The sequence below is a fragment of the Streptomyces sp. NPDC057137 genome, assembly GCF_042670825.1.
Taxonomy (GTDB): Bacteria; Actinomycetota; Actinomycetes; order Streptomycetales; family Streptomycetaceae; genus Streptomyces.
In genome coordinates this window covers 1-11973 of record NZ_JBHUUW010000065.1, presented here as the reverse complement: position 1 = coordinate 11973, position 11973 = coordinate 1, and the positions used below count along the sequence as shown (strand labels likewise).

At 70.7% G+C, this 11973-nt stretch carries 9 protein-coding genes; 8 read left to right on the top strand and 1 reads right to left on the bottom strand.

Going from position 1 to position 11973, the window contains the following annotated elements; genetic code table 11:
• Nucleotides 1-105 precede the first annotated feature (105 nt).
• From ACFT9I_RS33270 to ACFT9I_RS33250, 5 genes are all read left to right on the top strand, one after another.
• Nucleotides 106-984 (top strand): LLM class flavin-dependent oxidoreductase, encoded by an 879-nt coding sequence (locus ACFT9I_RS33270; RefSeq protein WP_382570583.1) that lies wholly within the window; start codon nt 106-108, stop codon nt 982-984.
• 162 nt (nt 985-1146) lie between these two features.
• Complete coding sequence (locus ACFT9I_RS33265; protein ID WP_382570580.1) at nt 1147-2499, top strand: extracellular solute-binding protein; 1353 nt, start codon at nt 1147-1149, stop codon at nt 2497-2499.
• 37 nt (nt 2500-2536) lie between these two features.
• The gene (locus ACFT9I_RS33260) at nt 2537-3454 is read left to right on the top strand and encodes a carbohydrate ABC transporter permease (protein ID WP_382570644.1); all 918 of its coding nucleotides are present in this window, start codon (nt 2537-2539) and stop codon (nt 3452-3454) included.
• On the top strand, nt 3454-4278 hold the full coding sequence (locus ACFT9I_RS33255) for a carbohydrate ABC transporter permease (protein WP_382570577.1): 825 nt from the start codon (nt 3454-3456) through the stop codon (nt 4276-4278). Before ACFT9I_RS33260 ends, ACFT9I_RS33255 begins: the two co-directional genes overlap by 1 nt.
• Before the next feature lie 158 nt (nt 4279-4436).
• Nucleotides 4437-5687, top strand: a complete 1251-nt coding sequence (locus ACFT9I_RS33250; protein ID WP_382570575.1) for a Clp protease N-terminal domain-containing protein — start codon at nt 4437-4439, stop codon at nt 5685-5687.
• Between the two features lie 99 nt (nt 5688-5786).
• Here ACFT9I_RS33250 and ACFT9I_RS33245 read toward each other — a convergent pair whose 3' ends face one another.
• The gene (locus ACFT9I_RS33245) at nt 5787-6812 is read right to left on the bottom strand and encodes an ATP-dependent 6-phosphofructokinase (protein WP_382570572.1); all 1026 of its coding nucleotides are present in this window, start codon (nt 6810-6812) and stop codon (nt 5787-5789) included.
• A 231-nt stretch (nt 6813-7043) separates the two neighbouring features.
• Between ACFT9I_RS33245 and pta the strand changes: the two genes are divergently transcribed.
• The 3 genes from pta to pyk all read left to right on the top strand — a co-directional run bounded on the left by pta (nt 7044) and on the right by pyk (nt 11900).
• Nucleotides 7044-9122 (top strand): phosphate acetyltransferase, encoded by a 2079-nt coding sequence (gene pta / locus ACFT9I_RS33240; protein ID WP_382570569.1) that lies wholly within the window; start codon nt 7044-7046, stop codon nt 9120-9122.
• Nucleotides 9123-9171: 49 nt separating this feature from the next.
• Nucleotides 9172-10386, top strand: a complete 1215-nt coding sequence (locus ACFT9I_RS33235) for an acetate kinase (RefSeq protein ID WP_382570566.1) — start codon at nt 9172-9174, stop codon at nt 10384-10386.
• A 74-nt stretch (nt 10387-10460) separates the two neighbouring features.
• The gene (gene pyk, locus ACFT9I_RS33230) at nt 10461-11900 is read left to right on the top strand and encodes a pyruvate kinase (protein ID WP_382570564.1); all 1440 of its coding nucleotides are present in this window, start codon (nt 10461-10463) and stop codon (nt 11898-11900) included.
• Nucleotides 11901-11973: the final 73 nt, after the last annotated feature.

The window sequence follows — 11973 nt, the reverse complement described above, 5'->3', positions numbered from 1 at the left end:
TGATCGTCACCGCCCCGTAGCACGCCGTCCCGGCGGCGCGACGTCACTTGGCGCGGCCGGTCAACCCGGTGGTCACGGCCGTGCCCCGCCGTGAAGAATGCCCGCATGACTGTTCTCGGCGCCGTGTTCCGCCCCCAACTGCCCCCCGAACGACTCCGCGACATCGCCCGCGCCGCGGACGACGCGGGCCTGGACGAGCTGTGGCTCTGGGAGGACTGCTTCCTGGAGAGCGGTATCGCCAGCGCCTCCGCCGCCCTGGCCTGGACGGAGCGGCTGCGCGTCGGCGTGGGTCTGCTCCCCGTACCCCTGCGCAATGTCGCGCTGACGGCGATGGAGGCCGCCACCCTGCACCGGCTGTTCCCGGGGCGGCCGGTCCTCGGGATCGGGCACGGTGTCCAGGACTGGATGGCGCAGACCGGTACGCGCGTCGAGTCGCCCGTGACGCTGCTGCGCGAGCACCTGGTGGCGCTGCGCGCGCTGCTGGCGGGCGAGCGGGTGACCACGGACGGGCGTTACGTGAAGCTGGACGCCGTCGCTCTCGACTGGCCGCCGGCCACCACCCCGGCGCCACCCGCCGTGTACGCCGGGGCCACCGGACCGCGCACGATGCGGCTGACGGGCGAGGCCGCCGACGGCACGATCCTGACCGGCGGCACGTCGCCCGACGAGGTGCGCCGCTCGCGCCGACTCATCGCGGAGGGGCGGGAGTCGGCGGGCCGCAGCGGCCATCACCCGGTGGTCGTCTACCTGCACACGGCGACCGGTCCGGGCGGCGCCGAGCGGCTGCGGGCCGAGCTGGACGCCACCGGCCTGCCGCACGGCGTCGCGGGCCCGGCCGCCGCCGTCGCCGAGGCCGTGCAAGCGCTCGTGGAGGCCGGGGCGGACACCGTGGTCCTCCAGCCGACGCCCGACGAGCCGGACCCGGAGGGCTTCGTACGTTTCACGGCCGCCGAGGTCTGCCCGCTGGTGCCCCGGAGCGAGTGAGCCTTGCACCGCTCGGCGCACGGGGCGGTGCGGCAAGCGGTGCGGCGAGCCGTGCACTGAGGCGAGCCGTGCACTGAGCTGTGCACAGGGATTGACCTTGAGATTGACACGGTCCTACGGTCGCCGGGCAGCCCTTCGCGGCTGAAAGAGGAGGTCGTGCCCGTGCGCCCCACCGCCCCACTCATCCTCGTCACGGTCCTGACCGCCGGTGCGCTCACCGCGTGCGGCGGCGGGTCGGGCAGTGATCCGGACACCATCAAGGTGGCCTACAACAGATCGACGGACAACAAGATCCGCTTCAAGGACAACTATCTGGAGTCCGTGAAGAAGCAGTTCGAGAAGGACAATCCGGGCAAGAAGGTCGAACTGATTCCGATCCAGGCCCCGGACAACGACTACGCCACCAAGGCGCAGCAGATGATGCGCTCCCCGAAGACCGCGCCCGACGTGGTCTACGAGGACACCTTCCGTATCAACTCGGACATCAAGGCCGGCTATCTGCGCCCGCTGGACGAGTATCTGAACAAGTGGGACACCTGGGACCAGTTCGTCGACACGGCGAAGTCGGCCGCGAAGGCGGAGGACGGCAAGACGTACGGCGTCCCGGACGGCACCGACACCCGCGGTCTCTGGTTCAACAAGAAGATCTTCGCCGAGGCGGGGCTGCCGGCCGACTGGCAGCCCAAGAACTGGGCGGAGGTCCTGGACGCGGCGCGCACGATCAAGCGCGAGGTCCCGGACGTGATCCCGCTCAACGTCTACACCGGCAAGGGCCCCGGCGAGGCCGCGGTGATGCAGGGCTTCGAGATGCTGCTGTACGGCACGGGCGCGGACCCGCTCTACGACCCGGCGTCGAAGAAATGGGTGGCGGGCAACAAGGGCTTCACGGACGCGCTCGACTTCGTACGGACCGTGTACTCCGAGAAGTTGGGGCCCGACGTCTCCGACGCGCTCGACCCCAACATCGGTACGCGCGTCGCGACCGAGTTCTTCCCCGAGGGCAAGCTGGCGATCTCCCTCGACGGGTCCTGGATGGGGCAGAACTGGATCAACAAAGGCCCCAAGGAGTGGCCCGAGTGGTCCACCGAGCTGGCCCAGACGCCGATGCCGACGCAGAACGGGCAGGCGCCCGGCAGTGTGTCGATGTCCGGCGGGTGGGCGTGGTCGATCCCGCAGAAGTCCCAGAACCCGGACCTGGCCTTCGAGTTCATCAAGACGCAGCAGACGAAGGAGAACGCCGTCGAGTGGGATGTCGTCGGCGCGCAGATCGCCGTCCGTAAGGATGTCGCGGCCGATCCGAGGTATCTGAAGTCGATGCCCGGTATCGACTTCTTCACCAAGCTCGTCGAGGTGACCAACTACCGTCCCGCGCTGCCCGTTTACCCACAGGTCTCGTCCGCCGTCGGCGAGGCGATGGAGTCGGTGACGACGGGTGACTCGTCCGCGGCGGACGCGGCGAAGGCGTACGACGAAGAGTTGAAGACCATCGCCGAGGGCGCGGTGGTCGAGAAGTGAGCACGACAGTCGCGGCGGCGGGGGCGCCGTGAGCGCGGTGCCGGCCGGGGGCCGTAAGGGCAGGGGCAAGGGCAGGGGCGACGACGGCCGTAACGGCCGCAAGGCGCGCCCGTTGCGCTGGCTGCCCCTCGCCCCGGCGACCGTGCTCCTGCTCCTGTTCCTCGCCGGGCCGATCGGCTACTGCGTCTGGATCGCCTTCACCAACACGCAGTTGACGGGCTCGTCCACGTCGGACTTCGTCGGTCTGGACAACTTCCGGCGGGCCTTCTCGGACGACAACTTCCGTAACGCGGTCTGGCTGACGCTCGTCTTCACCTTCGTGTCGTCGATCGTCGGCCAGAACACCATCGGGCTGGCGCTGGCCGGCCTGATGCGGGCCGCGTCCCGGCCGGTGCGCACCGTCACGGGCGCCGTCGTGATCGCGGCGTGGGTGCTGCCGGAGATCGTCGCGGCGTTCCTGCTGTACGCGTTCTTCCGCCGCGAGGGGACGCTGAACGCCATCCTGGACTGGCTCCATCTGCCGTCCCAGAACTGGCTGTTCACCCTGCCGATCCTGGCGGTGTCGTTCGCCAACGTGTGGCGGGGGACGGCGTTCTCGATGCTGATCTACTCCGCCGCGCTGTCCGAGATCCCGAAGGAGATCACGGAGGCGGCGGAGGTCGACGGCGCGAACGGGGTACGGCGGCTGTGGTACATCACGCTGCCGATGATCCGGCGGTCCATCGGCACCAATCTGATGCTCAACACTCTCTCCACCCTCTCCGTCTTCGGACTGATCTGGGCGATGACGCGCGGCGGTCCGGGCAACCGCAGCCAGACGCTGCCGGTGTTCATGTACGACCAGGCGTTCCTCAAGAGCCTGATCGGCTACGGCACGGCGGTCGCGCTGCTGCTGCTTCTCGTGGGCGCGCTGTTCTCGATCGTCTATGTGCGTCTGCTCAAGGTGGAGGTGTGATGAAGCGCGCCACTCGCGTCCGGCTCGCCTCGGACGCCGCGCTGGCCGTGGTGGCCGCGGCCTTCCTGCTCCCGCTGCTGTGGCTGGTGCTGTCCTCGATCGACGCCGAGGCGGATCTGCGGGTACGGCTGCCGTCGTCGCCGACCACGGAGAACTTCAGCGCGGTCCTGACGGACGAGATCACGTTCACGCCGATGCTCAACAGCCTGCTGCTGTGCGGCAGCGCGACGATCCTGACGGTGGCGTGCGCGGCGCTGGCTGCGTACCCGCTGTCCCGCTACCGCTCGCGGTTCAGCCGCCCGTATCTGCTGACCATCCTGTTCACGACGTGTCTGCCGATCACCGCGATCATGGTCCCGGTGTACGGACTGTTCGTCCAGGTCAACCTGGTCGACACGATGTACGGCACGGCGCTCTTCCTCGCGACGTCCCAACTGCCCTTCTCCATCTGGCTGATGAAGAACTTCATGGACGGGGTGCCGACCGTCCTGGAGGAGGCGGCGTGGACGGACGGGGCCTCGATGATCCAGACACTGACCAGGATCGTGCTGCCGCTGATGGGGCCCGGCATGACGGTCGTGATGATCTACACGTTCATCCAGCTCTGGGGGAACTTCTTCGTCCCCTTCATGCTGCTGCTCACCCCCGACCAACTGCCCGCGTCCGTATCGATCTTCACGTTCTTCGGCAACTACGGCTCGGTGGTCTACGGCCAGCTCGCGGCGTTCTCGATCCTCTACTCCACGCCGGTGCTGCTGCTCTACATCCTGATCTCGCGCCGGCTGGGCGGGGGCTTCGCGCTGGGCGGGGCGGTCAAGGGGTAGACCGGGCGGGACAGGCCGGGCGGGACAGGCCGACGCGTCCCGCCCGGGCCCGCGCACATCCCCCACCTGCGCCGATTCCGGACAGGAGTGAACCGGCGGGTGGTGGAATGGCGTCCTCCCCTACGTAGTCCGCTGTAGTCGAATAGGGGAGACGCACCATGGAGCAGCGCCAGGCCGCCGACCTGACCACCGTCACGACGACCGAATTCGGCCCGGACGCGGTCGAGTTGCTGGCCCGGACGGTGCGTCAGGCGTTCCGCCGTACAGGCCCCGCCATCGGCACCGAGCACCTCCTCTCCACCCTTCTCGACGACGGGGAGCAGCCCGGCGAGACGCTGGTTCCCGGCGGCATCCGGGAGACCGGCTCGCTCGGTGGGGAGATCCGGGCCCGGGGGCAGGAGCACTGGGCGCGCGACGACAGCGGCCCCACCGCGGCGGCCGACGGCGGCGAAGCCCCGGACGACGCGCACCATCCCGACGACGTCATCGAGGCGGATGCCGCGTGGCGCGAGGCGCTGTGGGTGGCGGGCAGGGCCTCGAAGGCGCTGCGCGAGGAGGGGACGGAGCCGCCCCGGCCGACCGGCGCGCTGCGCGCGACGCTGCTCGGCGCCCTGCGGCTGGCCCGCGAGGAGGGTTCACCCGACGCGCACGCGCGGCATCTGGCGCGGGCGCTGCTGCTGGAGACCCCCGACAGCCGGGCACTGGAGGCGCTGGCGATACACCGGGTGGACGTGACGGCGGCGGCCACCGCGCTGGACGCGCAGGCGGAGGCGGTACGCGGGGGCGCCGAGCCGTGGCCCACCGAGGCCGCCGCGGTGACCGGCTCCGTCAAGGTGCTGCGGACGGCCGGGCTGCTGGGCGAGCGTGGCGTGTGGTGGTCGCGGCGCATGCTGTCGTGGATGGCGCGCGGGAGCGGCGACCGCTCACCGGTCCTGCTGGTGCTGTCCAACGAGGCCCGGCGTCAGGCCGTACGGTACGGCCGCCCGGCGACGGAGCCGGTCGATCTGCTGCTCGCCGTGCAGGCCCTGGACCGGGCGCTCACCGTCGCCGCGCTGGCACTGCCCGACGAGCTGCTCGCGGTGAACTCCGCGGCGGACGAGCTGCGTTCGGCGGGCGTACGACAGGTGGATCTGGTCCGCGCGGCAGCGGCGGCGGCCGGTCCGGCGGCGGACTCCGCCGTCCCGGGCGACCTGAAGCGGACCCCGGCCACGGACAAACTGGTGGCGGCGACCCGGCTGCTGGCGGCCGAGCGGAAGGCCGAGACGGTCGGCACGGTGCACGTGCTGGCCGTCCTGCTGGACGACCCCGAGGGCCCGGCATCCCACCTGCTCCGCGAGACGGGCGCGGACCTGACGGCGCTCCGCACCAGCCTCGAAGCGACGCTCGCAACCCCGGCCCCGGCCGCCTGACGGGCCGGGAGCCGGCCCCCGAACCGCCGGGCGGACCGCGACAAGGGGCCCGCCCGGCGCCCGGCCCCCAGGCCCTAGGCCCTGTCCGCCGCACAGGACCTAGAAGACCGACTCCGCCTCGAACATCCGGTTCTCCGGCACCGTCTTGAGGCGGGTGACCGCCTCCGCCAGCGGCACCATCGCCACCTTCGTGCCGTGCAGCGCCGTCATCTTGCCGAAGTCGCCGTTGTGCACCGCCTCCACCGCGTGCCAGCCGAAGCGCGTCGCCAGCACCCGGTCGTACGCCGTCGGCGTCCCGCCGCGCTGCACATGGCCGAGGATGACCGGCCTGGCCTCCTTGCCCATGCGCCGCTCCAGCTCACCCGCGAGGCGGTTGCCGATGCCCTCGAAGCGTTCGTGGCCGAACTGGTCGATCTCGCCCTTCACGTAGTGCATCGAGCCCTCGGCCGGGTGCGCGCCCTCGGCGACGCAGATGACCGCGAACTTCTTGCCGCGCGCGAAGCGCTCCTCGACCATCTTCACGATGCTGTCCACCTCGAAGGGCCGCTCCGGCAGACAGATGCCGTGCGCGCCGCCCGCCATGCCCGACTCCAGCGCGATCCAGCCGGCGTGCCGGCCCATGACCTCGACGACCATGACGCGCTGGTGCGACTCGGCCGTGGTCTTGAGCCGGTCGATGGCCTCGGTGGCGACCATGACGGCCGTGTCGAAGCCGAAGGTGCGGTCCGTGGACGAGATGTCGTTGTCGATGGTCTTCGGAACGCCCACCACGGGCATGCCCGCGTCGGCGAGCATCCGGGCCGCCGTGAGGGTGCCCTCGCCGCCGATCGGGATGAGCGCGTCGATGCCGTACTTACGGCCCAACTCGTCCGCGCTCTCGGCCGCTTCCCGCAGCCGGCCGCGCTCCAGCCGCGCCGAGCCGAGGATCGTGCCGCCGCGCGCCAGGATGCCGCTGACGGAGTCCAGGTCGAGCGGGCGGTAGTGGCCGTCGAGCAGCCCCTTGAAGCCGTCCTCGAAGCCGATGACCTCGTCGCCGTGTCCGGTCATCGCGCGGTGCACGACCGAACGGATCACGGCGTTCAGGCCGGGACAGTCTCCGCCTGCGGTGAGAACTCCGATACGCATCGCGCTGTGTCTCCTGCTCGCTCGGGGTGTGGTCTGGTGCGGGCCTGCCACGGGCCGTACCGCCTACCCGTCTCGGAGGCGCCGTACCCACCCCCACAGGTATTGTCAAGAGGGCTTTGCCACCCTAACGGGCCTAACGGCAGAAACAGGAATTCCCCTTCCCGCCCCACCACTGCCGAGCCGCACCACCGCCCCAGCCTGACCCCATCTTCGTCGAACAGGAGAGCACGCGTGACACGCAGCGTGTACGTGACCGGGATCGAACGCGGCGACGGCCGGCAGGTCGTCGAGCTGGGGGTCATGGAGCTCCTGACCCGTCAGGTGGACCGGGTGGGCGTCTTCCGCCCCCTGGTCCACGCGAACGGCCCCGACCGCCTCTTCGACCTGCTGCGTGCCCGCTACCGGCTCACGCAGGACCCGGCGTCCGGCTACGGCCTCGGCTACGCGGAGGCCGCCGGGATCCAGGCGGACGGCGGTACGGACGAGCTGGTCCAGCAGCTCGTCCGGCGGTTCCACGAGGTGGCCCGGGACTACGAGGTCGTGCTCGTCCTCGGCACCGACTTCGCCGACACCCAGCTGCCCGACGAGCTGTCGCTCAACGCGCGCCTGGCCAACGAGTTCGGCGCCTCGGTCATACCCGTGGTCGGCGGCAAGGGCCAGCCCGCCGATTCCGTGCAGGCCGAGACGCGCAACGCCCACCGGGCGTACGCCGGGCTCGGCTGCGACGTCCTCGCGATGGTCGTGAACCGGGTCGCCCCAGACGACCGCGACGCGATCGACGCGCAGCTCGCGGCGCAGCTGCCGGTCCCCTGCTACACCCTCCCCGACGAGGCGGCGCTGGCCGCCCCGACCGTCGCGCAGATCACCCGCGCCCTGGGCGGCACGGTGCTGCTCGGGGACGAGGCGGGTCTGGCGCGCGACGCGCTCGACTTCGTCTTCGGCGGCGCGATGCTGCCGAATCTGCTGAACGCGCTGACTCCGGGCTGTCTGCTGGTGACGCCGGGCGACCGGGCGGATCTGGTGGTGGGCGCGCTCGCCGCGCACTCGGCGGGCACGCCCCCCATCGCGGGCATCCTGCTGACGCTGGACGAGCGGCCGGCCGACTCGGTCCTCACCCTCGCCTCCAAGCTCGCGCCCGGCACCCCGGTCATCTCGGTGGTCGCGGGCTCCTTCCCGACGGCGGGCGAACTCTTCGCCCTGGAGGGGAAGTTGAACGCCGATACGCCGCGCAAGGCGGAGACGGCGCTGGGCCTCTTCGAGCGGTACGTCGACACCGGCGATCTGCTGGCGCGGATGTCGGTGGCACGCAGCGGCCGGGTGACACCGATGATGTTCGAGCACGACCTGCTGGAGCAGGCCCGTGCCGTACGCCGCCGGGTCGTCCTGCCGGAGGGCGCGGAGGAGCGGGTGCTGCGCGCGGCCGACGTGCTGCTGCGCCGCGACGTGTGCGACCTGACGCTCCTCGGGGACGTCGACACCATCGTCAAGAAGGCCGCCGATCTCGGTATCGACCTGGCGGGCACCCAGCTCATCGACCCGGCGAAGGACGAGCTGCGGCAGCGGTTCGCCGAGCGGTACGCGGAGTTGCGCGCGCACCGGGGCGTGACGGTGGAGCTGGCGTACGACGTGGTGGCCGACGTGAACTACTTCGGCACGCTCATGGTCGACGCGGGCCTGGCCGACGGCATGGTGTCGGGCTCGGTCCACTCCACGGCGGCCACGATCCGCCCGGCCTTCGAGATCATCAAAACCAAGTCGACGTCGTCCAGCGTCTCCTCGGTCTTCTTCATGTGCCTGGCCGACAAGGTGCTGGTGTACGGCGACTGCGCGGTGATCCCGGACCCGGACGCCGGGCAGCTCGCTGACATCGCGGTGCAGGCCGCCGCGACCGCCGCCCGGTTCGGGGTGGAGCCGCGGATCGCGATGCTGTCGTACTCGACGGGGACCTCGGGTTCCGGCGCGGACGTCGACAAGGTGCGCGAGGCGACGAAGCTGGTGCGCGCGGCGCGGCCCGAGCTGAGGATCGAGGGGCCGATCCAGTACGACGCGGCGGTGGAGCCGAGCGTCGCCGCGACGAAGCTGCCGGAGTCGGAGGTGGCGGGGCGCGCGACGGTGCTGATCTTCCCCGACCTGAACACCGGCAACAACACGTACAAGGCCGTGCAGCGTTCGGCGGGCGCGGTGGCGGTGGGTCCGGTGATGCAGGGGCTGCGCAAGCCGGTGAACGACCTGTCGCGCGGCGCCCTCGTCCAGGACATCGTGAACACCGTCGCGATCACCGCCGTCCAGGCGCAGGGCGACGACGCGTGACTCCGCACCGCTCCCGCACACCGCTCCCTCCACGAAAGGCATCCCGCCCGTGACCTCGCAGGCCACCCGAGTCCTCGTACTCAACTCCGGCTCCTCGTCGGTGAAGTACCAGCTGCTGGACATGCGCGACGGCAGCCGTCTCGCCGCCGGCCTCGTCGAGCGCATCGGCGAGAGCGCGTCCCGCCTGGTGCACACGCCCTCGGGCGGGGAGGCGCGCGAGCGTACGGAGCGCGTCACCGACCACGGCGAGGCGCTGCAGGCCGTCGCCGGGGAACTGGCGCGGGACGGGGTCGGTCTGGACTCCCCCGAGCTGGCGGCGATCGGTCACCGGGTGGTGCACGGCGGGCCGGAGTTCAGCGCCCCGACGGTGATCGACGACGCCGTGCTCGCGGAGATCGAGCGGCTGGTGCCGCTGGCGCCGCTGCACAACCCGGCGAACATCACCGGCATCAGGACCGCGCGGGCGCTCCGTCCCGATCTGCCGCAGGTCGCCGTCTTCGACACCGCGTTCCACACGACGATGCCGGAGTCCGCCGCCCGGTACGCGATCGACGTCGGGACGGCCGACGCGCACCGGATCCGCCGCTACGGCTTCCACGGCACGTCGCACGCGTATGTCTCCCGGCGCGCCGCCGAGCTGCTGGGCCGCGCGCCGGAGGAGCTGAATCTGATCGTGCTGCACCTGGGCAACGGGGCGTCCGCGTCGGCCGTCGCGGGCGGGCGCTGCGTGGACACCTCGATGGGGCTGACCCCCTTGGAGGGGCTGGTCATGGGTACGCGTTCGGGAGACATCGATCCGGCGGTGGTCTTCCACCTGGAGCGGGTCGCCGGAATGGGCACCGACGAGATCGATGAACTTCTGAACAAGAAGAGTGGGCTGACCGGGCTCTGCGGGGACAACGACATGCGGGAGATCCGCCGCCGGGTCGACGCGGGTGACGCCGCGGCGACGCTGGCCTTCGACATTTACATCCACCGTCTGAAGAAGTACATCGGCGCCTATTACGCGGTGCTCGGCCGGGTGGACGCGGTGGTGTTCACCGCGGGCGTCGGCGAGAACGCCGCACCGGTACGGGCTGCCGCGATCGCCGGGCTCGGGGAGTTGGGGCTGGTCGTGGACGCGGAACTCAACGCCGTACGGTCCGGCGAGCCCCGCCTCGTATCGCCGGAACACGCGCGCGTCGCCGTCGCCGTGGTGCCGACCGATGAGGAAATGGAGATCGCCCGCCAGACTTTCGCCTTGGTCGGCCCGGTCGACGCCTGAGCGCCACCCCGCCCATTTGTACTTTCCGCCAGACGGAATATTCCGAGCCGAAACAAACCGATAGGATCCGCCTTATGCGCCGTTCCAAAATTGTCTGCACACTTGGCCCCGCCGTCGACTCGTACGAGCAGTTGAAATCGCTCATCGAGGCCGGTATGAACGTGGCCCGACTGAATATGAGCCACGGATCCCACCCCGAGCACGAGGAGCGGTACCACCGCGTCCGGAAGGCGGCCGAGGCCACCGGCCGGGCCGTGGGCGTGCTCGTCGACCTCCAGGGCCCGAAGATCCGGCTGGAGACCTTCGCCGAGGGGCCCGTCGAGCTGGTGCGGGGTGACGAGTTCATCATCACCACCGAGGATGTCGCCGGGGACAAGGGCATCTGCGGCACCACCTACAAGGGCCTGCCCGGGGACGTCGCCAAGGGCGACCAGGTCCTGATCAACGACGGCAACGTCGAACTCCGCGTGACCGAGGTCGAGGGCCCGCGGGTCAAGACGCTGGTCATCGAGGGCGGGGTCATCTCCGACCACAAGGGCATCAACCTGCCGGGTACGGCGGTCAATGTCCCGGCGCTCTCCGAGAAGGACGTCGAGGACCTGCGCTTCGCCCTGCGGATGGGCTGCGACATGATCGCGCTGTCCTTCGTGCGCGACGCCGACGACATCAACGACGTCCACAAGATCATGGATGAGGAGGGCCGCCGGGTCCCCGTCATCGCGAAGGTCGAGAAGCCGCAGGCCGTCGCCAACATGGAGGCCGTCGTCGCGGCGTTCGACAGCATCATGGTGGCCCGTGGCGACCTGGCCGTCGAGTACCCGCTCGAAAAGGTCCCGATGGTGCAGAAGCGCCTCATCGAGCTGTGCCGCCGCAACGCCAAGCCGGTGATCGTGGCGACCCAGATGATGGAGTCGATGATCACCAACTCCCGCCCGACGCGCGCCGAGGCGTCCGACGTGGCGAACGCGATCCTGGACGGGGCCGACGCGGTCATGCTGTCGGCGGAGTCGTCCGTCGGCGCGTATCCGATCGAGACCGTCAAGACGATGTCGAAGATCGTCGTCGCGGCCGAGACCGAGCTGCTGTCCAAGGGCCTCCAGCCGCTCGTACCGGGCAAGAAGCCCCGTACGCAGGGTGGTTCGGTCGCGCGCGCGGCCTGCGAGATCGCGGACTTCCTGGGCGGCAAGGCGCTCATCGCCTTCACCCAGTCCGGCGACACGGCCCGCCGGCTCTCGCGCTACCGCACCTGTCAGCCGATCCTGGCCTTCACGTCGGACGAGGCGACGCGCAACCAACTCTCCCTGAGCTGGGGCGTCGAGTCCTTCGTCGTACCGCACGTGGAGACGACGGACGCGATGGTCGACCTCGTGGACGGGGAGCTGCTGAAGCTCCAGCGCTACAGCGAGTCGGACATCATGATCATCACGGCCGGCTCCCCGCCCGGTGTCCCGGGCACGACGAACATGGTCCGCGTCCACCACCTGGGCGACATGCGCGTCGCCGCGGAGAGCTGAACCGCCGGGAACCGAACACCCAGGACCTGAACGCCGAACGCCGGACGGGGCCGCACAGTCGACTGTGCGGCCC